Annotated in this window: 15 protein-coding genes; 10 read left to right on the top strand and 5 right to left on the bottom strand. The window is 62.9% G+C overall.

Features of this window, described 5'->3' with window-relative positions:
• Window positions 1–87 precede the first annotated feature (87 nt).
• The gene (gene glnE, locus WIN67_RS02555; RefSeq protein WP_102882042.1) at window positions 88–3,027 is read right to left on the bottom strand and encodes a bifunctional [glutamate--ammonia ligase]-adenylyl-L-tyrosine phosphorylase/[glutamate--ammonia-ligase] adenylyltransferase; all 2,940 of its coding nucleotides are present in this window, start codon (window positions 3,025–3,027) and stop codon (window positions 88–90) included.
• A gap of 383 nt (window positions 3,028–3,410) precedes the next feature.
• On the opposite strand from glnE, the gene aceE reads away from it, so the two are divergent.
• The 4 genes from aceE to msrA all read left to right on the top strand — a co-directional run bounded on the left by aceE (window position 3,411) and on the right by msrA (window position 11,736).
• Window positions 3,411–6,056, top strand: a complete 2,646-nt coding sequence (gene aceE / locus WIN67_RS02550) for a pyruvate dehydrogenase (acetyl-transferring), homodimeric type (RefSeq protein WP_102882043.1) — start codon at window positions 3,411–3,413, stop codon at window positions 6,054–6,056.
• 11 nt (window positions 6,057–6,067) lie between these two features.
• Window positions 6,068–8,008 carry a dihydrolipoyllysine-residue acetyltransferase gene (gene aceF / locus WIN67_RS02545; RefSeq protein WP_339070592.1) on the top strand — a complete coding sequence of 647 codons (1,941 nt, stop codon included), beginning with the start codon at window positions 6,068–6,070 and terminating at the stop codon, window positions 8,006–8,008.
• 312 nt (window positions 8,009–8,320) lie between these two features.
• A complete protein-coding gene (locus WIN67_RS02540; protein ID WP_102882045.1) occupies window positions 8,321–11,014 on the top strand; it encodes a sensor domain-containing phosphodiesterase in 2,694 nt (897 codons plus the stop codon).
• 74 nt (window positions 11,015–11,088) lie between these two features.
• The gene (gene msrA / locus WIN67_RS02535; protein ID WP_102882046.1) at window positions 11,089–11,736 is read left to right on the top strand and encodes a peptide-methionine (S)-S-oxide reductase MsrA; all 648 of its coding nucleotides are present in this window, start codon (window positions 11,089–11,091) and stop codon (window positions 11,734–11,736) included.
• An 85-nt stretch (window positions 11,737–11,821) separates the two neighbouring features.
• Here msrA and WIN67_RS02530 read toward each other — a convergent pair whose 3' ends face one another.
• The 3 genes from WIN67_RS02530 to eutH all read right to left on the bottom strand — a co-directional run bounded on the left by WIN67_RS02530 (window position 11,822) and on the right by eutH (window position 14,390).
• Window positions 11,822–12,658, bottom strand: coding sequence for a 23S rRNA (adenine(2030)-N(6))-methyltransferase RlmJ (locus tag WIN67_RS02530; protein ID WP_339070591.1), 837 nt, complete (start codon window positions 12,656–12,658; stop codon window positions 11,822–11,824).
• 103 nt (window positions 12,659–12,761) lie between these two features.
• Window positions 12,762–13,118, bottom strand: a complete 357-nt coding sequence (locus WIN67_RS02525) for a DUF1937 family protein (protein ID WP_339070590.1) — start codon at window positions 13,116–13,118, stop codon at window positions 12,762–12,764.
• A 36-nt stretch (window positions 13,119–13,154) separates the two neighbouring features.
• Complete coding sequence (eutH, locus tag WIN67_RS02520) at window positions 13,155–14,390, bottom strand: ethanolamine utilization protein EutH (protein ID WP_102862854.1); 1,236 nt, start codon at window positions 14,388–14,390, stop codon at window positions 13,155–13,157.
• A gap of 380 nt (window positions 14,391–14,770) precedes the next feature.
• Between eutH and WIN67_RS02515 the strand changes: the two genes are divergently transcribed.
• The 6 genes from WIN67_RS02515 to WIN67_RS02490 all read left to right on the top strand — a co-directional run bounded on the left by WIN67_RS02515 (window position 14,771) and on the right by WIN67_RS02490 (window position 21,880).
• Entirely contained in the window at window positions 14,771–15,535 is a 765-nt protein-coding gene (locus WIN67_RS02515) for a DeoR/GlpR family DNA-binding transcription regulator (protein WP_170001609.1), read from the top strand.
• A gap of 158 nt (window positions 15,536–15,693) precedes the next feature.
• Window positions 15,694–17,100 carry an NAD(P)/FAD-dependent oxidoreductase gene (locus tag WIN67_RS02510; protein ID WP_265074094.1) on the top strand — a complete coding sequence of 469 codons (1,407 nt, stop codon included), beginning with the start codon at window positions 15,694–15,696 and terminating at the stop codon, window positions 17,098–17,100.
• Window positions 17,087–18,319, top strand: coding sequence for an NAD(P)/FAD-dependent oxidoreductase (locus WIN67_RS02505; protein ID WP_213664624.1), 1,233 nt, complete (start codon window positions 17,087–17,089; stop codon window positions 18,317–18,319). The genes WIN67_RS02510 and WIN67_RS02505 overlap by 14 nt, the downstream gene beginning before the upstream one ends.
• Window positions 18,320–18,346: 27 nt before the next feature.
• The gene (locus WIN67_RS02500; protein WP_170004071.1) at window positions 18,347–19,771 is read left to right on the top strand and encodes a glycerol kinase; all 1,425 of its coding nucleotides are present in this window, start codon (window positions 18,347–18,349) and stop codon (window positions 19,769–19,771) included.
• Window positions 19,772–19,992: 221 nt separating this feature from the next.
• Window positions 19,993–21,264, top strand: a complete 1,272-nt coding sequence (locus tag WIN67_RS02495; protein WP_102862849.1) for an O-acetylhomoserine aminocarboxypropyltransferase/cysteine synthase family protein — start codon at window positions 19,993–19,995, stop codon at window positions 21,262–21,264.
• A gap of 121 nt (window positions 21,265–21,385) precedes the next feature.
• Window positions 21,386–21,880 carry a DUF2165 domain-containing protein gene (locus WIN67_RS02490; RefSeq protein WP_339070589.1) on the top strand — a complete coding sequence of 165 codons (495 nt, stop codon included), beginning with the start codon at window positions 21,386–21,388 and terminating at the stop codon, window positions 21,878–21,880.
• Between the two features lie 73 nt (window positions 21,881–21,953).
• Here the strand turns inward: WIN67_RS02490 and putP are convergent, their stop codons facing one another.
• Window positions 21,954–23,438 carry a sodium/proline symporter PutP gene (putP, locus tag WIN67_RS02485; RefSeq protein WP_102862847.1) on the bottom strand — a complete coding sequence of 495 codons (1,485 nt, stop codon included), beginning with the start codon at window positions 23,436–23,438 and terminating at the stop codon, window positions 21,954–21,956.
• Window positions 23,439–23,634 lie beyond the last annotated feature (196 nt).

Raw genomic sequence — 23,634 nt, 5'->3', positions numbered from 1 at the left:
AGAATCCAGCACCGCGGCCTTCACCGTCGGTTCAGTTGGGGCGAGCCTCGCAGCTCGCCGAATACAATTGCGGCTGCATTATGCCGACTAGCTTAGCCCCAGCTCGCGCCAAATTCGTAACACTTCCCGCCGTTCGGTCACGAATTGATCACCGTTAATGATTCCGGCCTCATTCTGCAACGCCTGCCGGTGAGCCGCGGAACGGTAGGCCTTGTAGACCTCGCGCAGCAGGCTGGCATCGCTCGCCGGCATCAGCCCAACCTGCTCCAGCCCTTCCAGAATGCGGATGTTATCGGTGTAGCGCAGCAATGACGGGTGCTCTTCGGACCACGCCAGGGCCGCGTATTGCACCATAAATTCGATATCGACGATACCTCCGGCGTCCTGCTTGAGGTCGAACGGCGCCGTGGCTTCAAAGGCGTTGGCCGCGGTTCCGGCGGCGGTCAGGCGGCTGCCCAGGTTGTCACGCATCTTGGCCCGCATTTCACTGACTTCCTGGCGCAACTTGGGCAGGTCGCGGGTCTTACCCAGCACGGCGGCCCGGACCTTTTCAAAGGCCTGGCCCACATCCTGGCTGCCCACCAGCACCCGGGCCCGGACCAGCGCCTGATGCTCCCAGGTCCAGGCTTCGTTTTCCTGATAGCGGGCAAAAGCCCCCAGGGAACTCACCAGCAGCCCCGAAGCACCGGACGGCCGTAGGCGCATATCCACTTCATACAACTGGCCGGAGTTGGTCTGGGTGGTCAGCAGATGGATGATGCGCTGCCCCAGCCGGGTGAAGAACTGTGCACCGTCTATGGGTTTGGGCCCATCGGTTTCCGCTTGCGGATCGCCATCATGGATAAAGACCAGATCCAGGTCGGAACCGTGGCCCAGCTCGATGCCGCCGACCTTGCCGTAGCCGACGATGATGAATCCCGGGTCACACAAGGTGCCGTCAGTGCGCTGTGGCGCCCCGTACTTGGCCACGGTCTGGCGCCAGGCCAGGGCCAGCACCTGTTCCAGAATCGCCTCGGCGAGCCAGGTCAGGTAATCGCTGACCTTCATTAAAGGCAGGCTGCCAGCGATCTCCGAGGCGGCCACCCGCAAACGGTGGGCCAGTTTGAAGTGGCGCAGGGCCTCCATCTGCTGCTCCAGGTCGTCCTCGGGAATCCGCGTCAGGCGCTCGCGCAGCTCGGCCGCCAGCTCCGGCGCCAGGGGCGGCTTGAACAGGCGTCCTTCGTTGAGCAATTCGTCCAGCAACAGCGGGAAGCGGGTGATTTGTTCGGCAATCCACGGACTGGCCGCGCACAGGGTCAGCAAGCGGCGCAAGGCGCCCGGGTTTTCGGTGAGCAACACCAGATAGGCCGAACGCCGCGCCACCGCCTCGACCAGCGGCAAGACCCGCTCCAGGACCAGATCCGGATTGGCGTGTTCGACGGCCTGAGCCAGCAGGCGTGGAATAAAGGCATCCAGACGCTCACGCCCCAGACGCTGCATGGCCCGCAATTGCGGACTACCGCGCAGGCTGGCGAGTGCCCGCAGGGCCTTGGGCGCATCGACGAAACCACCCTCCTGCAACTGCCGGCAGGCGGCCTCCTCGTCCTGGGCTTCCTCCCATAACGGCAGCCACTCGCCCCCCACCACCACTTCGCTTTCGGCGCCTTCATCTTCATCAGGATCGGCAATCACCTGGCGGAAGTGCCACTCCACGCGCCCACGCCAGTACATCAGTTGCTCATGGAAGGCGCTCCAGTCGGCAAAGCCGAGCATGAAGGCGATCCGCGCCTGGTCCTGGGGATTGTCCGGCAACATCTGCGTCTGCCGGTCGGCAATGGCCTGGATCGCGTGCTCGGTGTAGCGCAGGAACTCGTAGCCCTCACGCAACTCGCTGATCACCGCGGCCGGCAAATAGCCCTGCCCCTCCAGAGTGCCTAGCACCTTTAATAAAGGACGCTGCTGCAGGCTCAGGTCGCGACCACCGTGAATCAGCTGGAAGGCCTGGGCGATGAACTCCACCTCGCGAATGCCCCCCGAGCCCAGCTTGATGTTGTCGGCCATGCCCTTGCGCCGGACTTCCTGCTGGATCAGTTGCTTCATGGTGCGCAGCGCCTCGATGGCGGAGAAGTCCAGGTACCGGCGGTAGACGAAGGGCCGCAGCATCTCCAGCAATTGCGCCCCCGCCACCTGATCCCCGGCCACCACCCGAGCCTTGATCATGGCGTAGCGTTCCCAGTCGCGCCCCTGGTCCTGGTAGTACTGTTCCAGGGCATTGAAACTCAGCACCAGGGCCCCGGCGGAGCCGTACGGCCGCAGGCGCATGTCGACCCGGAATACGAAACCGTCGACGGTCATGGGGTCCAGGGCCTTGATCAGACGCTGCCCCAGACGGATGAAGAACTCCTGGTTATCCAGGGCACGCTTGACCCCCACCGTCTCGCCGCCTTCGGGATAGGCAAAGATCAGGTCGATGTCCGACGACAGGTTGAGTTCCACTGCTCCCAGCTTGCCCATGCCGAGGATGACCATCTGCTGCGGCTCGCCGCTGCGGCCGCCGGTGGGCACGCCAAATTGCTGGGTATGACGCAGATACAGCCATTGATAGGCCTGGTCGATGCAGGCGTCGGCCAGGTCGGAAAGGTCACGGCAGGTTTGCACCAGATTCGCCTGGCGGGTCAGGTCGCGCCAGATGATCCGCACCTGCTGGCGAGTGCGCTGGCGGCGCAGTACGCGGCCCAATTGATCATCGGTCTCGGCCGCTTGCACCGCCGCCGCAATCTGCGCGCACAACTCACCCGGCGCAAAAGCCCGGTCCAGCTCACCGGAGCGCACCAGCTCCAGCAACATCAAAGGGTCACGCAGACTCTGTTCAATGACGAAGTCACTGGCGGCACTGACCCGGGCAAACTCGGCCCAGCGCTCGGCGCTCCAATCCGCAACATCGGGACCGCCTTCAAGGGCCGCCACCGCAGCGCGGAACGACTGCTCTGCACGGCTGACCAATGGCAGGAGAATCGCGGGGACTGGGGCAAGCGCGGGCAGACTCATGGGCTATCCTTGATCGGCGTGGAAAAGGCGGGCGGAGAGGAATATCGAGGGCGAGCAGCCTGATGGACTGTCGAACAAAAGTTAGAAATAGCTGAAAATATGTTTTTTTTAGCAGCCGGCATTAATTTATTACCTATTCCCGTTAGTCAGCGACCAACAGTAACGATTATTCTCACAACGCAGCAGGAGGCCATAAGCCGCTCTTCTGTAGTTTTACTACTCGTATATACATTCGAAAGGCTGAAATGGCCGACGATTTGTAGTAAAACTACACGCCGCCGGATCAACCTCCGGCAATCCAAGAATTTATAATCGTCTGCCCACAAGGCCAGTCGCAAACTCAGGCAACCGATTCTGGAAGCCTTTCCGCCCTGGAGCAAGCCATGCAAGACCTCGATCCCGTCGAAACCCAGGAATGGCTGGACGCCCTGGAATCGGTTCTCGACAAAGAAGGCGAAGACCGTGCTCACTATCTGATGACCCGTATGGGCGAACTCGCGACCCGCAGCGGCTCGCAACTGCCCTACGCCATCACCACGCCATACCGCAACACGATTCCCGTCACCCACGAAGCACGCATGCCTGGCGACCTGTTCATGGAACGCCGCATTCGCTCGCTGGTACGTTGGAACGCGTTGGCCATGGTCATGCGTACGAACCTGAAAGATTCTGACCTGGGCGGTCACATCTCCAGCTTCGCCTCCAGCGCCACCCTGTATGACATCGGCTTCAACTACTTCTTCCAGGCCCCGACCGACGAACACGGCGGCGACCTGATCTACTTCCAGGGTCACGCATCGCCAGGCGTCTACGCCCGTGCGTTCATGGAAGGCCGCATCACCGAAGACCAGATGAACAACTTCCGCCAGGAAGTGGATGGCAACGGTCTGTCGTCCTATCCACACCCTTGGCTGATGCCTGATTTCTGGCAGTTCCCCACCGTTTCCATGGGCCTGGGCCCGATCCAGGCGATCTACCAGGCACGCTTCATGAAGTACCTGGAAGCCCGCGGCTTCATCCCGGCCGGCAAGCAGAAAGTCTGGTGCTTCATGGGCGACGGCGAGTGCGACGAGCCGGAATCCCTGGGCGCGATCTCCCTGGCCGGCCGCGAGAAGCTGGACAACCTGATCTTCGTCATCAACTGCAACCTGCAGCGCCTCGACGGCCCGGTTCGCGGCAACGGCAAGATCATCCAGGAACTCGAAGGCGTGTTCCGCGGTGCCCAGTGGAACGTCAACAAGGTGGTCTGGGGCCGTTTCTGGGACCCACTGCTGGCCAAGGACGTCGACGGCATCCTGCAACGCCGCATGGACGAAGTCATCGACGGCGAGTACCAGAACTACAAGGCCAAGGACGGCGCGTTCGTCCGTGAGCACTTCTTCAATACCCCTGAACTCAAGGCGATGGTTGCCGATCTGTCCGACGACGAGATCTGGAAACTCAACCGTGGCGGCCACGACCCGTACAAGGTCTATGCGGCCTACCACGAGGCGGTCAACCACAAAGAGCAGCCGACCGTCATCCTGGCCAAGACCATCAAGGGTTATGGCACCGGCGCCGGCGAAGCGAAGAACACCGCGCACAACACCAAGAAAGTCGACGTCGACAGCCTGAAGCTGTTCCGCGATCGTTTCGACATTCCGGTGAAAGACGACGACATCGAAAACCTGCCGTTCTTCAAGCCTGAAGAAGGCAGCGCCGAAGCCCGTTACCTGAGCGAGCGTCGTGCCGCACTGGGCGGTTTCGTGCCTCAGCGTCGCGCCAAGAGCTTCAGCATCCCGACTCCGCCACTGGATACCCTCAAGGCCATCCTCGACGGTTCCGGCGATCGCGAAATCTCCACCACCATGGCCTTCGTGCGGATCCTCGCGCAGTTGGTCAAGGACAAGGAAATCGGCCAGCGCATCGTACCGATCATTCCGGACGAAGCCCGTACCTTCGGTATGGAAGGCATGTTCCGTCAGTTGGGCATCTACTCCTCCGTCGGCCAGCTCTACGAGCCAGTCGATAAAGACCAGGTGATGTTCTACCGCGAAGACAAGAAGGGCCAGATCCTCGAAGAAGGCATCAACGAAGCGGGCGCCATGAGCTCCTTCATCGCGGCCGGTACTTCGTACTCCAGCCACAACCAGCCGATGCTGCCGTTCTACATCTTCTACTCGATGTTCGGCTTCCAGCGTATCGGCGACCTGGCCTGGGCTGCCGGCGACAGCCGTACCCGCGGCTTCCTGATCGGCGGCACCGCCGGCCGTACCACCCTCAACGGTGAAGGCCTGCAGCACGAAGACGGCCACAGCCACATGCTGGCCGGGACCATCCCGAACTGCCGCACCTTTGATCCAACCTACGGCTACGAGCTGGCGGTGATCATCCAGGACGGCATGAAGAAGATGACCGAAGAGCAACAGGACGTCTTCTACTACATCACCGTGATGAACGAGTCCTACCAGCAGCCAGCCATGCCTGAAGGTGTCGAGGAAGGCATCATCAAGGGCATGTACCTGCTGGAAGAAGACACCCGCGAAGCCGCGCACCACGTGCAACTGATGGGCTCCGGCACCATCCTGCGCGAAGTCCGCGAAGCGGCGAAGATCCTGCGTGACGAGTTCAACGTCGCCGCTGACGTGTGGAGCGTGACCAGCTTCAACGAACTGCGTCGCGATGGCCTGGCCGTAGAGCGCAGCAACCGTCTGCACCCTGGCCAGAAGCCGAAGCTGAGCTACGTGGAAGAGTGCCTGAGCGGCCGTAAGGGTCCGGTCATCGCCTCTACCGACTACATGAAGCTGTTTGCCGAACAGATCCGCCAGTGGGTGCCGTCCAAGGAATTCAAAGTCCTGGGCACCGACGGTTTCGGCCGCAGCGACAGCCGCAAGAAACTGCGTCACTTCTTCGAAGTAGACCGTCACTTCGTGGTGTTGGCAGCCCTGGAAGCCTTGGCTGACCGTGGCGACATCGAACCCAAGGTCGTGGCTGAAGCCATCACCAAGTTCGGTATCGACCCGGAAAAACGCAACCCACTGGACTGCTGAGGAGACTTTCTGTGAGCGAACTCATTCGCGTACCTGACATCGGCAGCGGTGAAGGTGAAGTAATCGAACTGATGGTCAAGGTCGGCGATCGCATCGAAGCCGACCAGAGCATCCTGACCCTCGAGTCGGACAAGGCCAGCATGGAAATCCCTGCGCCGAAGTCCGGCGTGGTCAAAAGCCTGAAAGTGAAGCTGGGCGACCGCCTGAAAGAAGGCGACGAACTGCTGGAACTGGAAGTCGAGGGCGCCGCTGCCGCGGCCCCTGCGCCTGCAGCCGCTGCACCTGCACCTGCACAGCCGGCCGCAGCGCCAGCTGCTGCCGCTCCAACTGCCGCTCCTGCCGCTGCCTCGGTACAGCAGGTACACGTGCCGGATATCGGCTCGTCGGGCAAGGCCCAGATCATCGAGATCCAGGTCAAGGTCGGCGACACCGTCGAGGCTGATCAGTCGCTGATCACCCTCGAATCCGACAAGGCCAGCATGGAAATCCCGTCGCCGGCTGCCGGCGTGGTCGAGAGCATCAGCGTCAAGCTCAACGATGAAGTGGGCACTGGCGACCTGATCCTGGCCCTGAAAGTGGCCGGTGCTGCGGCTCCTGCCACTGCCGCACCAGCCCAGGCCGCCGCTCCGGCTGCCGCCGCGCCTGCGCCAGCCGCTGCTGCAGCTGCGCCAGTGGCCGACAGCGTCCAGGACATTCACGTTCCGGACATCGGCTCGGCCGGCAAGGCCAAGATCATCGAAGTGCTGGTCAAGGCCGGCGACAGCGTGGTTGCCGACCAGTCGCTGATCACCCTCGAATCCGACAAGGCCAGCATGGAAATCCCATCGCCAGTCGCCGGCATCGTGGAAAGCGTGTCGATCAAGCTGGACGACGAAGTCGGTACCGGCGACCTGATCCTCAAGCTCAAGGTCAAGGGCGCAGCCCCGGCAGCCGCTCCGGCACCTGCCCCAGCCCCTGCCCCGGCGAAAGCTGAAGCTGCTCCTGCCGCCGCCGCGCCTGCCGCTGCCGCTCCAGTTGCCGCACCGGCCAAACCAGGCGCGAAAGTTCACGCCGGCCCGGCTGTGCGCCAACTGGCCCGCGAATTCGGTGTCGAGCTGAACGCCGTGAGCGCCAGCGGCCCGCACGGCCGCATCCTCAAGGAAGACGTGCAGGTCTACGTCAAGGCGATGATGCAGAAGGCCAAGGAAGCACCGGCTGCCGGCGCAACCGGTGGCGCGGGCATCCCGCCGATCCCGGTCGTGGACTTCAGCCGCTTCGGTGAAATCGAAGAAGTGCCGATGACCCGTCTGATGCAGGCCGGCGCCGCCAACCTGCACCGCAGCTGGCTGAACGTGCCGCACGTGACGCAGTTCGACTCGGCCGATATCACCGAGCTGGAAGCGTTCCGCGTTGCACAGAAAGCCGTGGCCGAGAAGGCCGGCGTCAAGCTGACCATCCTGCCGCTGCTGCTCAAGTCCTGTGCGCACCTGCTCAAGGAACTGCCGGACTTCAACAGCTCCCTGGCACCCAGCGGCAAGGCGATCATCCGCAAGAAGTACGTGAACATCGGCTTCGCCGTGGACACCCCGGATGGCCTGCTGGTACCGGTGATCAAGAACGTCGACCAGAAGAGCCTGCTGCAACTGGCGGCCGAGGCGGCTTCCCTGGCGGAAAAAGCCCGGACCAAGAAGCTCTCTGCGGACGAGATGCAAGGCGCCTGCTTCACCATCTCCAGCCTCGGGCACATTGGCGGCACCGGCTTCACGCCGATCGTCAACGCGCCGGAAGTGGCGATCCTCGGTGTTTCCAAGGCCACCATCCAGCCCGTCTGGGACGGCAAGGCCTTCCAGCCGAAGCTGATGCTGCCACTGTCCCTGTCCTACGATCACCGTGTGATCAACGGCGCGGCCGCCGCACGCTTCACCAAGCGTCTGAGCGACCTGCTGGCCGACATCCGCACCATCCTGCTGTAACTCGCGAACCGGCCTTCCCATCATGGGTGGGCCGGTACCGCACGTTTTCCGAGCGCCACGCTCGTACCTCAACCCCGTCAATTTGGCGGGGCTTTTTTTTGCCGGAAAAACGTCGCCAATTGCCCGTCATTGCTCGAGCCCAAACAGCAAAAAAGTTACTTTGCAGAAATCCTTCCGCCTGCCGATACAGGTTTATAGCACTTAGCCTTCATCTTACTTGTCAGTCGATGCCGCATGATGCAACCTTGCCGCAGGCAACAGTAAAGAGGGCGCGAGCCCGGCGCGATCAGCAATTTCGAAGCGAGTTTCCCCATGAAAAGCCAACCCGATGCCGCCAGCCGTATGGCGGCCGAGGTAGTGACGCAGTTGCCTGTGCCCTCGCGGCTCGGCATGTTGCGTTTCGAACGGCTGAATGAAGCAAGCTGGGCGCTGCTGTTTCTCGATCCCAACTGCGAACGTCAGTTCGGCCTGCCCGCCGTCGAACTCTGCGCTCTGGTCGGCTCCCCCTATGCCAGCCTGATGGAGCCTGAGGCGCGTTATCAGTTGCACGACGCCATCCAGCAGCAACTGAGTACCAGCCCCCATTACCTGATCCGCTACACCTTGCACACCGGCCAAGGCCCCTTGAGCATCCTGGAGCTGGGGGAAGCCTACAAACAACACAACCGGCACTTGCTGCGCGGCTACCTGCTGGTGGTCGAAGGCCTGTTCAGCGATGCCTCGCCAATGCCCACCGTGGATCTGGAAACCCAGAACACCCGCCTGCAGATCGCCCTGGAACTCAACCAGCGGGCCCAGCAGGAACAGCTGCAGCATCTGGAACGGGTACGTGCGCAGCAGGACCTGATCCTGCTCCTGACCCGCCAGCGCTACAGCACCAGCAACTCCCTGAAGGAAGCTGCCGAGCTGATCACCCGCAGTGCCTGCGACATCTACCAGATCGACTGCGCCAGCATCTGGAACCTGGAAGACCAGCTACTGGTGCCGATTGCCGCCTACCACCGCGGCCCCCAGGAATACCGCATGCCGGAGTCCATCGACGCCAGCAGCTTTCCCGATTACCTGGAAGCCCTGCACAGCTGCCGCGCCATCGACGCCCAGAATGCCATGCGCGACCCGCGCACCCGAGAGATGGCCGAAAGCCTGCGGCCACGGGATGTGAATGCCATGCTCGACGCCAGTATCCGCATCGACGGCCAGGTAGTCGGCGTGCTGTGCCTGGAACAGACCGGCATGACCCGGGCCTGGCAGTCCGACGAGATTGCCTTTGCTGGCGAGCTGGCAGACCAGTTCGCCCAAGTCATCAACAATCACAACCGACGCGCCGCCACCAGCGCCCTGCACCTGTTCCAGCGCGCCGTGGAACAGAGCGCCAACGCTTTCCTGCTGGTCAACTGCGACGGCGTGGTGGAGTACGTCAACCCGAGCTTTACCGCGATCACCCAATACAGCACCGAAGAGGTGCACGGCCACCGCCTGTCCGAACTGCCGGCCCTGGAAAACCTCAGCGAACTGTTGTTCGACGCCCCTTCCAGCCTGGCCAAGAGCAACAGCTGGCAAGGCGAGTTCAAGAGCCGACGCAAGAACCTCGAGCCCTACTGGGGCCAGCTGTCGATCTCCAAGGTCTACGGTGACAATCGTGAGCTGACCCACTACATCGGCATCTACGAAGACATCACCCAGACCAAGCTCGCCCAGCAACGCATCGAGCGCCTGGCCTACACCGACAACCTGACCAACCTGGGCAACCGCCCCGCGTTCATCCGCAACCTGGATGAACGCTTCGCCCGAGACAGCGATACCCCGATCAGCCTGCTGCTGGTAGACATCGACAACTTCAAGCGGATCAACGACAGCCTCGGCCACCAGACCGGCGACAAGCTGCTGATCAGCCTGGCCCGACGCCTGCGCAACAGCCTGAGCCCCAGCGGCAGCCTGGCGCGCTTTGCCAGTAACGAATTCGCCGTACTGCTGGACAACACCGACCTGGAAACCGGGCAACAGATCGCCAGCCAACTGCTGATGACCCTGGACAAGCCGATGTTCGTCGACAACCAGCTGATCAGCGTCACCGGCTCCGTGGGGCTGGCCAGCGCGCCACTGCATGGCCGCGACCCGCAGACCCTGATGCGCAACGCCGGCCTGGCGCTGCACAAGGCCAAGGCCAACGGCAAGCACCAGGTGCAGGTCTTCACCGAAGCCCTCAACGCCGAAGCCAGCTACAAGCTGTTCGTCGAAAACAACCTGCGTAGAGCCCTGACCCAGAACGAGCTGGACGTGTTCTATCAGCCCAAGCTGTGCCTGCGCAGCGGCCGCCTGCTGGGCATGGAAGCGCTGCTGCGCTGGAACCACCCGGAAAAGGGCATGATCCGCCCGGACCAGTTCATCAGCGTGGCGGAAGAAACCGGCCTGATCATCCCCATCGGCAAGTGGATCGCCCGCCAGGCCTGCCGCATGAGCAAGCAACTGACCGCCGCCGGCCTGGGCAACCTGCACGTGGCCATCAACCTGTCGCCCAAGCAGTTCTCCGACCCGGACCTGGTTGCGTCCATCGCCAGCATCCTCAAGGAAGAGCAGTTGCCCTCCTCGCTGCTGGAGCTTGAGTTAACAGAGGGCTTGCTGCTGGAAGCCACCGACGACACTCACCAACAGCTAGAACAGCTGAAAAAACTTGGCCTGACCCTGGCCATGGACGACTTCGGCACCGGCTATTCGTCCCTGAGCTACCTGAAGAAATTCCCCATCGATATCATCAAGATCGATCGCAGCTTCATCCACGAGATCCCCGACAACCAGGACGACATGGAAATCACCTCGGCCGTGATCGCCATGGCTCACAACCTGAAGATCAAGGTGGTCGCCGAAGGCATCGAGACCGCCGAGCAACTGGCATTCCTGCGCCGTCATCGCTGCGACGTCGGCCAGGGCTACCTGTTCGACCGGCCGATTCCCGGCACCGAGCTGATTGCCAAGCTCAAGCGTTATCCTCGCGGCCCAATTGCCTGACAGCGCTGTAACACTCGGGCAAACTGCGTGTCTATCGACTGAACGACTCCCCAACCTGACTGGAGGACCGACACATGGTCTTGCGCTCGGAAATACTGGTGAACAAAAACGTGCTTCCAACCAAAGAACAAGCTCTGCCCGGCCGCGAAACACCCATGACCGTGCCTGAAGAACACTACGTCAACGGCAACCCACTGCTGGGCCCGTTTCCGGGCAATGTGGATTTCGCCATCTTCGGCCTGGGCTGTTTCTGGGGCGCCGAGCGGCGCTTCTGGCAGCGCGAAGGCGTGTTCAGCACCTGCGTGGGTTATGCCGGCGGTTTCACCCCGAACCCGACCTACGAAGAAGTCTGCTCAGGCCTGACCGGCCATACCGAAGTGGTGCTGGTGGTGTATGAGCCCGAGAAAGTCAGCTACAAAGAGCTGCTGGCGATGTTCTGGGAACTGCACAACCCGACCCAGGGCATGCGCCAGGGCAATGACGTTGGCACCCAGTACCGCTCGGTGATCTACACCACCAACCCGACCCAGCTGGAGCAGGCGCTGCACAGCAGGGACGTGTTCCAGGCGGAACTGACCAAGGCCGGCCTGGGCGAAATCACCACTGAAATTGGAGAAGCCCCGACCGTCTATTTCGCCGAGGCGTACCACCAGCAGTACCTGGCGAAGAATCCCGAAGGCTATTGCGGGATCGGCGGCACTGGCGTGACCTGCCCGATCTGAACCCGCCGCAAGCGACAAGCCTCAAGCTCCAGACGCTGTGTTTTCAGCTTGAGGCTTGAGGCTTGAGGCTTGAAATGTAGCGCTGTTACTCGGCGATCAACCAGTCCATCTGCCAGCCGCCCTGGGGCTGGCCGAGTTTCTTCGACAGCCACGGCAGCAGCTCGCGCAACTCCTCCTCCAGCCCCCAAGGCGGATTGGCAATCGCCAGGCCCGAACCGTTGAGGCTGTTGGGCGTATCCAGCGGATGCACCAGCAACTCCACCCGCAGCAACTTCGGCGCGCCGGTACCGGCCAGGTCCTGGTAGAAGCGCCGCAGGGCCCGCTGATCCTTGACCGGGTACCAGATGGCCGCCACGGTCTGACGCATGCGGCCAATGGCCTCCTTCAACGACGCAGCACAGCGCTGCATCTCGTCAAGCTGCTCGAAAGGCGGGTCGATCAGCATCACCGCACGTTTTTCAGCCACCGGCAGCAACGCCCGAGCCACGTGCCAGCCTTCCCCCAGGTGCACCGCCACCCGACGATCACCCTTCATGTTGTCCTTGAGCAGCAGGCCGTCTTCCGGGTGTTTTTCGTTGAGCAGCACCCGGTCCTGGGAGCGGGTCAGGCGTCGCGCCAATTCCGGTGACCCCGGGTAGTAACGCAACTCGCCATCGGGGTTCATCTTGTGCAGCACCTGCATGTAGTCTGCGGTCAGCGCCGGAAGATCCTGTTCGCCCCACAAGCGGGCGATGCCTTCCAAATACTCGCCGGTACGGTTTGCCTGGTCGCCCTTGAGGTCATACAGACCGATGCCAGCGTGGCTGTCGAGGTAGGCGAACGGCTGCTCCTTGCGCGACATCAGGGCGATGAGGCGGGTCAAGGTCAGGTGTTTGAAGACGTCGGCGTGATTGCCGGCGTGGAAGGCGTGACGATAGTTCATGGTTGCTCCTGCGCAGGCGGGCAAGTTTACCTTGTGCGCAGGCTGTCGTCAGTTCGAACGGCGGCCGTACCCGGCGCAGGCGACGATGGGTACGGCCCGGGACTCAGGCAAATTCGTGGCAGACCTCGGACCACAGGCTGACCCGCCGCCCGGACGATTCGAAGACCTCGATCTCGCGCTTGATCCCGCCGCTGTCCTTCCAGCCTGGCAGGTCGAGCACGATCAACTCTTCCATCATCGCCATGTACAACGCATCCACCGGTGCCCAGAGCTTGCCGATGGCGGCGTTGTCCTTGCCGGCCAGGCACAGGTTGATCGGATGGGACATGCTCACCTGGCTGAACACTGCGTGCCCGGCCTCGAGTATCTGCGCCGCAACGCGATTGCACTGAAGAAAACGCTCATTGATGACCTCAGCGTCGGAGTGGCTGTAGGGACAGGCCAGGAAAATCTTGCGCATCGTTACCTCGACTTCAGGGATAGGTGGAGCGGACCCTCAGGTCCGCGCAGGTTGCAGGGCAAAGGCCGCGGCCTGTTCCTGCTCTTGCAGCTCATAACGCTGGGCGGCCGGCACCGAGATACGGATGGCAATCGCCACCGCCAGCAAGCCGCCGAACAGTTTGCCGATGAGCACAGGCAGGATCAGGCTCGGCTGGAAGTTCGCGGTAAACGCCAGGTGATCGCCGATCAGCGCCTGGGCACAGACCCCCAGGGCCACGCACAGCACTTTGTCGCGAGCGGTCATGTGCTTGAACAGGTGGTAGGTGGCGATGATGTTGGCGAACACCATGACAAAGCCCGCAGCACCGGTGCTGGACAGGTTCAACTGGCGTCCCAGCAGCTCCATGGGCTTTTTGCAGTAGCGCTGGAACAGGTAGCAGATGGGGAAGGTGCCGGCGAGCATGATGCCGATGTAACCGGCGATCTCGATGGCCCGGAACAGCTCCTTTTCATCGGCGAACATCGGGTCGAAGCCCCAGCCGCCGAAGTTGATGCTGAAGAACTTGGTGAAGTGCTCGACGATGCTCAGGGCCAGGATCAGCTTGATCGCCGCGTCCATGATCTTGCCGAACACCAGGAAGCCGCCAACCATCATGCGCGGCCGGTAACGCAGTCCCGCCGCCAGCAGGAAGCAGAACACGAACAGCGGCGCCAGCAGCTTGAGCATGTCGACAAACCCCAGGGACAGGTAGTACAGCGCCTCGGAGTTGGTGGAGACGATATCGCGCACCGGCAACTGGGTAGCAGTGATGATCAGCAACGACATCAGTACGGCGAAGGGAATGCTGATCAGCCCGGCCATGGCGCCCAGGGCCAGGTACTTGTGGTCCTTGCGCTCAAGCATGGTCAGGCCCACCGGGATCAGGTAGACGATGGTCGCCCCCGAGGTGTAGCCCACCAGCATCGCGGTGATCCACAGGTCGCGATTGGCGGTCAGGGCATTGGCCAGCTGATAGCCGCCCATGTCCACGGCGATGATCGACAACGCCGCGATCGACACATCCGAACCCAGGGCATTGAAGAACGGCCCCAGCGCATGGGAGATGCCCTGGGACAGGTAGGGAATCGCCACCATGATCCCGGCCTGGGCCAGAAAGACCGGACCAATGGAGTGGATACCGTTGACGAACTCCTTACCCAGGCCACTGTCGGGCTTGATGATGGATGACAGGGCGCCGACCACGGCGCCGAGCATGATCAGGTAAATGACGTAGTTTCCAAATTCAGCCATGTGGGTTCATCTCTCTGCGCGTCATTTATAGGTTTCCCCCACCAGGGAGGTTCTTGTTGAGGCCAGCGCTGGTCATCTCTTCGCCAAGGCGGGCGATGACCCGGTATGCAAACACAGGGCATTTCCTATGCCACAATGTGTATTAGTTGTGGTTTTTACCTACAAACACTCAATTATCGGTCACAATATCTGTCACCAGAGTCTTTACGAGCTGATCTGGCCTAGCTAAGCGGGTGACCGGTCACGATTGTGAAACCTGCAGTTAAATGCTTAACTTCGCCATCGAACCTGACCGAATCTGCATGCAAATGTGCAAAATGTGTGCGTAAGTAACAAAAACTGCCCATTTGTGTGGCGAAGTACCACTAACGGAAAGCCCCATGCGCCCCAACGAACGACGACAGCAGATTCTCGAACTCCTGCGCCAGCGGGAGCGAATTTCCGTGGAGGAACTGGCCCGCATTACCGCCACCTCCCAGGAAACCATTCGCCGCGACCTCAGCGAACTGGCGGAAAACGGCCTGGTTACCAAGTTCCATGGCGGCGCGGCCCTACCGCCTACCGGTGAACACGAAAACACCTTCCAGACCCGCATGAACGAACACGCCCAGGAGAAGCGCGCCATTGCCCGCTACGCCGCCGGCCTGTTCTGCGCCGGGGACAGCATCTTTATCGATACCGGGACTACCACCCTGTTCTTCGCCCGGGAACTGGCCCAGCTCACGCGCCTGACGGTCATCACCAACTCCCTGCCAATCGCCGGCTGCCTGGGCGAATCCGGTAACCGGGTGTTCATGATCGGCGGCGAATACCGCCCCGACTCGACGCAGAACGTCGGCACCCTGGCCCTGGAGCAGATCACCCGCTTCAACGCCGAACACGCGGTGATCACCATCGGTGCACTGAATGAAGACGGCGCCATGGACTTCTCCATCGAAGAGGCCGAAGTCGCTCGCGCCATGATTGCCCAGGCCCGCCAGCTGACCGTAATCGCCGACTCCTCGAAGCTGGAACGCCGTGGCCTGTTCAAGGTATTTCCACTGGAGCGCATCGACCGCCTGGTGATTGATCGCCAGCCCGGCCCGGCACTGCAGGCGGCGTTGGAAAAAGCCGGCGTGGAAGTGCATCTGGTGGCCCAGTCCTGAACCCGCCCCGGTGTGGCAGGCGATCGCCCACCGCCTTAAATCCACAAATAACTGACCGATATATGACCGAATAAGAAATAAAAACAACAATCATGGCCCGCAATATGCTTTGATTCCTGCACACGACCTTGGTGTTACCGCAGGAAACAGGCATTTATATGACCGAACTTTATCCGAACAGTGTGACTTTCGATGTGGCCATCGTCGGTGGCGGGGTCGTCGGTTGCGCCATGGCCAGGCGCTTTGCCCTGGAGGGTGCACGGGTGGTGCTGCTGGAAAAGGGCAGCGACATTCTTTCCGGCGCCAGCAAGGCCAACAGCGCCATCCTGCACACCGGCTTCGATGCCCCCAGCGGCAGCCTGGAGCTGCAGTGCATGCAGGCCGGGTACCAGGAATACCTGGAGATTCACTCGGCCATGAACTTGCCGCTGCTCAAGAGTGGCGCCCTGGTGGTGGCCTGGAACGCCGAGGACCAGGCCCGCCTGCCAGGGATTCTCGACCAGGCCCAGGCCAATGGGGTCAATAACGTGCGCCTGCTGGAACGCAGCGAGATCCTCGCCCTGGAACCCCATCTGGCCAATCACGCGGTGGGCGCGGTGCTGGTGCCCGACGAACACCTGATCGACCCCTGGTCAGCGCCCCTGGGCTACCTGCAGCAGGCCATGGCCCACGGCGCCCGGGTGCAGTTGCGGTGCGAGGTGCAGCAAGGCCAATTCGATGGTGATGCCTGGACCCTGCATACCAACCAGGGCACCTTGCGCAGCGCCCAGGTGATCAACTGCGCGGGGCTGTTCGGTGACACCCTGGAGCACAACCTGCTGGGCCACAGCGAATTTCGCATCATGCCGCGCAAGGGCCAGTTCGTGGTCTTCGACAAGGCCGCGGCCAAACTGCTGGAGCGCATCGTCCTGCCGGTGCCCAACGAACGCACCAAAGGCATCGTCCTGACCCGCACCGTCTACGGCAACCTGCTGGTGGGCCCCACCGCCGAAGAACAGGAGGACCGGGTGCATGCCGGGCTCGACGGCCCGACCCTGCAAAGCCTGATCGACGCTGCCGTGGAGCGGATTCCCGGCCTCGCCGGAATGCCGGTCACCGCTACCTACGCAGGACTGCGCCCGGCCAGCGAAAAGAAGGAGTACCGGATCCAGGCCGATCACTCCCGGCACTGGATCACCGTCGGCGGCATCCGCTCCACCGGGCTCACTGCCGCCCTGGGCATTGCCCGGCACGTCTACAGCCTGTACAGCCAGCGTCGCCAGCATCACCCGGTGCGCGAGCCGGTCTGGCCGCAGATGCCCAACCTCGCGGAGCACTTGGCCCGGGACTGGCAACGCCCCGGCTATGGCGAAATCGTCTGCCATTGCGAACTGGTGACCCGTCGCGAAATCGAGACCGCCCTGCACAGCCCCCTGCCCCCCGGCGATCTGGGTGGGCTCAAGCGTCGCACCCGTGCCTGCATGGGTCGCTGCCAGGGTTTCTATTGCTCGGCCCAGGTCGCCGAACTCAGTGCCAGCCAACTGGCCGTCCCACTTGCCACAGGTCGTTGCCATGAACAGCACTGAACTCCTTCAGGCCGAAGCGGCCATTATCGGCAGCGGCCCGGCGGGCCTCGCGGCCGCCATTGAACTGCGGCGCCAGGGCATCGGCCCGGTGATTGTCATCGAGCGTGAAAGCGAAGCTGGCGGCATTCCCCGGCACTGCGCTCACCCGCCCTTCGGCATGCGCGAGTATCAGCGCATTCTCAGCGGCCCGGCCTATGCCCGACGCAATGTCGAAGCCGCGCTGAAAGCCGGCGTGATCCTGCTGCTGCGCCACACGGTAGTCAGCCTGGAACCCGGCGGCCTGCTGCGCCTGGCGAGCACCGACGGGCCGCGGCAGATCCAGGCGAAAAAGGTCCTGATCGCCACCGGCGCCCGGGAAACCCCGCGCTCGGCACGCCTGCTGTCCGGCGACCGCCCGGTGGGCGTGATCAACACCGGAGCGTTGCAGAACTTCCTCTATATGCAGCACCTCAAGCCCTTTGAACGACCGCTGATCGTCGGCACCGAGCTGGTCAGCCTGTCCGCCGTACTCAGTTGCCGGCGCGCAGGAATCCGCCCGGTAGCGGTGCTCGAAGCCAACAACCGGGCAACCGCACGCTGGCCGCTGTCGCTGTTTCCACGCTTACTGGGCATTCCCATGCATTTCGGCGCGCAATTGCTGGCGATCAACGGCACCGGCCGGGTGGAATCGGCCCAGGTGCGCCTGGCCGACGGTCAGGTGCGCGAGATTGCCTGCGACGGCGTGCTGCTCACGGGCCAGTTCACCCCTGAGTCGAGCCTGGTGCGCCAGAGCCACCTGCAGCTGGACAGCGGTAGCGACGGGCCGAAGATCGACCAATACGGGCGCTGCTCGGACCCGGCCTACTTCGCCGCCGGCAACCTGCTGCGACCGATCGAGACCGCCGGCTGGTCCTACCGTGAAGGGCGGCGTATCGGCAGCCTGATGGCACTGGCCCTGTGCAACCAGCTACCCGCTCCCCATGACGCGCTGACCCTGAAATACGCAGCCCCGATCAAGCTCGGCGTACCGGGCCGGCTGGTGCGCGGCGAGCTGGCGGGCCTGCAGCACATCCAACTGCGGGTCAGCCGGGCGGTCAGCGGCACCTTGCGGGTTCGCGCCCAGGGCCTGGACCTCTGGAGCCGCCCGGTCTCGGCACTGCCGGAACGGCGCCTGCTGATTCCCCTCAAGGAACTGCAACTGCCGGAACACCTTGACCAACTGGACATCTGCATCGACTAGGCCCGTCCCACAACAAGAGAAAAGACCATGCGAATAGCCGCACTTGACCAGGGCACCACCAGCACCCGCGTACTGGTTGTGGACATGCAAGGCCGTGCCGACATCCAACTGGCGCTGCGCCACCAGCAGCATCACCCTCGTCCGGGCTGGGTCGAGCACGACCCGCTGGAACTGCTGGCCAACCTGCAACGCTGCTTGGAAGCCACCGGCCGGGTCGACGCCATTGGCTTGGCCAATCAGGGCGAAAGCTGCCTGGCCTGGGACGCCATCAGTGGCGCACCGCTGTCTCCGGTGATCGTCTGGCAGGACAACCGCAGCGCCGCACGCATCGAGGAACTGCGAGCCAACGGAGCCGAAGCCCTGACCCTGGAGCGGGCCGGATTGCCTCTGGACGCCTATTTTTCCGCCAGCAAGCTGGCCTGGATCGTGGAGAACCTGCCGGCGGCACAAGCAGCCCTGAGTGCCGGCCGCCTGCGCCTGGGCACCACCGATGCCTACTTCCTCGACCGCCTGGCCGGGGTCTATGCCACCGACATCACCACCGCCTCGCGCACCTCGTTGATGAACCTCGCCACCGGCCAGTGGGACCCGCAGTTGTGTGCACTGTTCGGCGTCCCGCTAGAGGCCCTGCCACCGATCCGCGCCACGGTCGGCGACTTCGGGCGCATCGGCCAGACGCCCATCAGCGCCTCGGTGGTGGACCAGCAAGCCTCGCTCTACGGCCACGGCTGCCGGCAGCCGGGGGACGCCAAGATCACCTTCGGCACCGGCGCCTTCGCCCTGACCGTCACCGGCGATCAGATCATCCGCGCACCGGAGAAAGGCCTGCTGGCCACCATTGCCTGGCAAGTCGATGGCAAGCCGGTGTATGCCATGGACGGTGGCGTGTACGACGCCAGCGCCGCGGTGGAGTGGGCCGGGCGGCTGGGCCTGTTCAGCGACTTCTCGGAGCTGGCGGCCTTCGATCAGCCACCGGCCATTTCCCGCGAACTGGCCTTTGTCCCGGCGTTGTCGGGGCTGGCCTGCCCGCACTGGGACCGCAGCGCCGGGGCGGTGTGGATCGGCATGAACGCCGCCACCAGCCGCCAGGACCTGTGCCAGGCGGTGCTGGAAGGCGTGGCCCTGCGCAGCGCCGAAGTGATCACTGCGATGGACGATCACCTGCGTGTCACCGACCAGCTGTCGATCGACGGCGGGCTGGCCCGCAGCCCGTATTTCGCCCAGTTCCTTGCCGATATCCTGCAACGCACCATCGTCACCCAGCGTTTCGACGAACTCACTGCCCTGGGCTGCGCCGCCCTGGCTGCCCGTGGCCTGGGCCTGGAGCTGCCGGAGTTGGACAACACTCGCACCCACTATCAGCCCCGTGTCGACCGGACCACGGCCGACGTCTGGCGCCGCACCTTCAGCGCCGCCGTCAGCCGCTCCCAGGGCTGGTCCCAGCCGCGCTGAAACCGCCATTGGCCAAGGACGGCCGCCCCGTTCCCGGCAAGCCAGCGCCCCCTTGCCCATCCGCCGCGCCTATTGGACACTGACGCGCCCGCTCGCGGCCATGCGGCGGGCACATCAAGCGGTTGCTGGCGACTCAGACACACGGGACCACTGACTGCTGCGCGGGCACACGACCTGCCTGGCTGTGCTCATAAAACGGATTGCTACTGAGTCGAGGATTTATGAAAGACGCAACGATTGCGCTGCACCATGGATTCAAGTCGGACCCGACCACCAAGGCCGTGGCCGTGCCCATCTACCAGAACGTCGCCTTCGAGTTCGACAACGCCCAGCACGGGGCGGACCTGTTCAACCTGGATGTGCCCGGCAACATCTACACCCGCATCATGAACCCCACCAACGATGTGCTGGAACAGCGCATGGCCGCCCTGGAAGGCGGGATCGCCGGGCTGGCGGTGGCGGCTGGCAGCGCGGCGATCCACTACGCGATCCAGACCCTGACCCAGGCCGGGGACAATATTGTCTCCACGCCCCAGCTGTACGGCGGTACCTACACCCTGTTCGCCCACCTGCTGCCCAGCTTCGGGGTCGAAGTGCGCTTCGCCCGGGACGATTCGCCAGAGGCCATCGCCGAGCTGATCGACGACAAGACCAAGCTGGTGTACTGCGAAAGCATCGGCAACCCGGCGGGCAACATCGTCGACATCGAGGGCCTGGCCCAGGCCGCCCACGCCCGCAACGTACCGCTGATGGTGGACAACACCGTGGCCACGCCGATCCTGTGCAAGCCGATCCAGTTCGGTGCCGACATCGTGGTGCACTCGGTGACCAAGTACGTCGGTGGCCACGGCAACTCCCTGGGCGGGGTGATCGTCGACAGCGGCAACTTCCCCTGGGCCGAGCATCCGCAGAAGTTCGCCAGCCTCAACACCCCGGAGCCGGCCTACCACGGCGTGGTCTACACCGAGAAGTTCGGCCCGGCTGCCTTTATCGCCCGAGCCCGCACCGTGCCACTGCGCAACACCGGCGCGGCGCTGGCACCGATGAACGCCTTCCTCCTGCTACAAGGCCTGGAAACCCTGGCCCTGCGCATGGAACGCCACACCGACAACGCCATCCGGGTCGCGCAGTTCCTCAAGGACCACCCGCTGGTGGCCTGGGTCAGCTACGCCGGCCTGGCCGATCACCCGCACCATGAACTGGCGCGCAAGTACATGCAGGGCAAGCCGTCGGCGATCCTGTCCTTCGGCCTAAAAGGCGGCTATGCCGCAGGCGTGCGTTTCTACGACGCCCTGCAGATCTTCAAGCGCCTGGTCAACATCGGCGACGCCAAGTCCCTGGCCTGCCACCCGGCGTCCACCACTCACCGGCAGATGAACGAACAAGAGCAGGCCAAGGCCGGCGTCAAGCCGGAGATGATCCGCCTTTCGGTCGGCATCGAGGCCATCGAGGACCTGCTCGAGGACCTTGACCAGGCGCTGAAACAAGCCTGATTCATCGGCCCTGGCAGCAGACGCCAGGGCCATCCGCCCAAATCCCCCCAGCGCGTTGGCACCGACGCATCCAACCCTAACCAGCCCCCAGGATCATTACTCACCCGCAAAGGAACCCAACATGATTGTGCGTTACGTAAAAATCACCATGACCCTGGCAGTGGCGGCGTTCGCCTTGCTGGTGGCTTACAACAACATCAGCGACTACGACTCCAACTTCGCCTTTGTCCAGCACGTACTGAGCATGGACAGCGTCTTCCCCGGCAACACCGCCACCGACCGCGCCCTGACCCTGCCCCTGCTGTGGAATGTCGGCTACTGGCTGATCATTACCGGCGAGGCCCTGACCGGGGTATTGCTGGTCGTTGGCGCCTTGCGCCTGTGGCTGGCGCGACACGGTGTCGCCAGTCACTTCAACCGGCGCAAAGGCTGGGCCATTGCCGGCTTCTGCCTGGGCTTCTGCGTCTGGTTCTTCGGCTTCATGGTGGTGGGTGGCGAGTGGTTCATGATGTGGCAATCCCAGACCTGGAATGGCCAGGACGCGGCCTTCAAGTTCTACATGGCGATCCTTGGCGTGTTGATCTTCCTCAACCAGCCGGACGCTGAACTGCACTAAAAAAAACGGCCCGCTGCGGTGACGCAGCGGGCCGTTTTCATTGCCCCGAACGATCAGGGCAGGATTTACGCACTCAGTGGTTGAGCTTGAAATCCTTCTCGGCCGCTTCAAAACGCTGAACCATGCCAGCGCTTGGAGCACCCATCTTGCTCACCAGCACGATTGCCAGGCTGGCGAAGATGAAGCCCGGGATGATTTCGTACAGACCCAGCAGAGCGAAGTGTTTCCACAGGATCACGGTGACGGCACCGACGATGATCCCGGCCAGCGCGCCGTCGCGGGTCATGCCCTTCCAGAGCACCGAGATCAGCACCACAGGACCGAACGCCGCACCGAAGCCGGCCCAGGCGTAGCTCACCAGGCCCAGCACGCGGTTTTCCGGGTTGGCGGCCATGGCGATGGCGACCAGCGCCACCACCAGCACCATGGCGCGACCGACCCATACCAGCTCAACTTGGGAGGCGTGCTTGCGCAGGAAGGCTTTATAGAAGTCTTCGGTCAGGGCACTGGAGCACACCAGCAACTGGCAGCTCAGAGTACTCATCACCGCCGCCAGAATGGCCGACAGCAACACACCGGCTACCCACGGGTTGAACAGCAGCTTGGCCAGTTCGATGAACACACGCTCAGGGTTCTCGGTCACGGGACCGGCCACTTCAGGATGCGCCGAGAAGTAGGCGATACCGAAGAAGCCCACGGCCACGGTGCCGCCCAGGCACAGGATCATCCAGGTCATGGAGATGCGACGGGCGTTGGCGATCGACTTCACCGAATCCGCCGCCATGAAACGCGCCAGGATGTGCGGCTGACCAAAGTAGCCCAGGCCCCAGCCCATCAGCGAGATCACGCCGATAAAGGTGGTGTTCTTGAGCATGTCGAAGCTGGTCGGGTCCTTCGCTTCGATCGCCAGGAAGGTGGTATCGACGCCACCGGTGGCCAACAGCACGATGATCGGGGTCAGGATCAACGCGAAGATCATCAGCGTGGCCTGCACGGTATCGGTCCAGCTCACCGCCAGGAAGCCACCGACAAAGGTGTAAGCAATGGTCGCCGCCGCGCCAGCCCACAGCGCCGTCTCGTAAGGCATGCCGAAGGTGCTTTCGAACAGACGGGCACCGGCCACGATGCCGGAAGCACAGTAGATGGTGAAGAACACCAGGATCACCACCGCGGAGATGATGCGCAGCAGGCCGCTTTTATCTTCGAAACGGCTGGAGAAGTAGTCCGGCAAGGTCAGAGCATCACCGTTGTGCTCGGTCTGCACCCGCAGACGACCGGCAACGAACAGCCAGTTCAGGTAGGCACCGACGATCAGTCCGATGGCGATCCAGCTCTCCGACAGACCCGACATGTAGATAGCGCCCGGAAGGCCCATCAGCAGCCAGCCACTCATGTCGGAAGCACCAGCGGAAAGCGCGGTCACCACGCTGCCCAGGCTGCGGCCGCCAAGAATGTAGTCGGAAAGGTTGTTGGTGGAGCGATAGGCCATGAAGCCGATCAGCACCATTGCTGCGATGTAGATCACGAACGTGATCAAGGTTGGATTGCTTGCACTCATTTGAGTTACGCCCTGGCTTTGTTTTTATGTAGCGGCGGTCAGCAGTACCGTCACCCAGCTTTTACAGTTTGGAAGACGATCGGCTATCGCGCACGTTTTATGACCAATGTTTCCCCAGGAAAGCCATTGGCCGATGAACCGAGTCGCAAAAGACAGGTTGCACCTTGGGCGCGAATCCTATTCAACAAATTAAACA

The sequence above is a fragment of the Pseudomonas idahonensis genome (assembly GCF_037903935.1).
In the GTDB taxonomy this organism is placed as follows: domain Bacteria; phylum Pseudomonadota; class Gammaproteobacteria; order Pseudomonadales; family Pseudomonadaceae; genus Aquipseudomonas; species Aquipseudomonas danubii.
Note: the sequence above shows the minus strand (reverse complement) of the source record. Positions and strands in the feature narration are given on the sequence as shown.

What these genes read in the sequence shown, in the direction of transcription:
- glnE (WP_102882042.1), bottom strand. Translation starts at nt 3,027, where the DNA reads ATGAGTCTGCCCGCGCTTGCCCCAGTCCCCGCGATTCTCCTGCCATTG.
- aceE (WP_102882043.1), top strand. Translation starts at nt 3,411, where the DNA reads ATGCAAGACCTCGATCCCGTCGAAACCCAGGAATGGCTGGACGCCCTG.
- WIN67_RS02540 (WP_102882045.1), top strand. Translation starts at nt 8,321, where the DNA reads ATGAAAAGCCAACCCGATGCCGCCAGCCGTATGGCGGCCGAGGTAGTG.
- msrA (WP_102882046.1), top strand. Translation starts at nt 11,089, where the DNA reads ATGGTCTTGCGCTCGGAAATACTGGTGAACAAAAACGTGCTTCCAACC.
- WIN67_RS02530 (WP_339070591.1), bottom strand. Translation starts at nt 12,658, where the DNA reads ATGAACTATCGTCACGCCTTCCACGCCGGCAATCACGCCGACGTCTTC.
- WIN67_RS02525 (WP_339070590.1), bottom strand. Translation starts at nt 13,118, where the DNA reads ATGCGCAAGATTTTCCTGGCCTGTCCCTACAGCCACTCCGACGCTGAG.
- eutH (WP_102862854.1), bottom strand. Translation starts at nt 14,390, where the DNA reads ATGGCTGAATTTGGAAACTACGTCATTTACCTGATCATGCTCGGCGCC.
- WIN67_RS02515 (WP_170001609.1), top strand. Translation starts at nt 14,771, where the DNA reads ATGCGCCCCAACGAACGACGACAGCAGATTCTCGAACTCCTGCGCCAG.
- WIN67_RS02510 (WP_265074094.1), top strand. Translation starts at nt 15,694, where the DNA reads ATGACCGAACTTTATCCGAACAGTGTGACTTTCGATGTGGCCATCGTC.
- WIN67_RS02505 (WP_213664624.1), top strand. Translation starts at nt 17,087, where the DNA reads ATGAACAGCACTGAACTCCTTCAGGCCGAAGCGGCCATTATCGGCAGC.
- WIN67_RS02500 (WP_170004071.1), top strand. Translation starts at nt 18,347, where the DNA reads ATGCGAATAGCCGCACTTGACCAGGGCACCACCAGCACCCGCGTACTG.
- WIN67_RS02495 (WP_102862849.1), top strand. Translation starts at nt 19,993, where the DNA reads ATGAAAGACGCAACGATTGCGCTGCACCATGGATTCAAGTCGGACCCG.
- WIN67_RS02490 (WP_339070589.1), top strand. Translation starts at nt 21,386, where the DNA reads ATGATTGTGCGTTACGTAAAAATCACCATGACCCTGGCAGTGGCGGCG.
- putP (WP_102862847.1), bottom strand. Translation starts at nt 23,438, where the DNA reads ATGAGTGCAAGCAATCCAACCTTGATCACGTTCGTGATCTACATCGCA.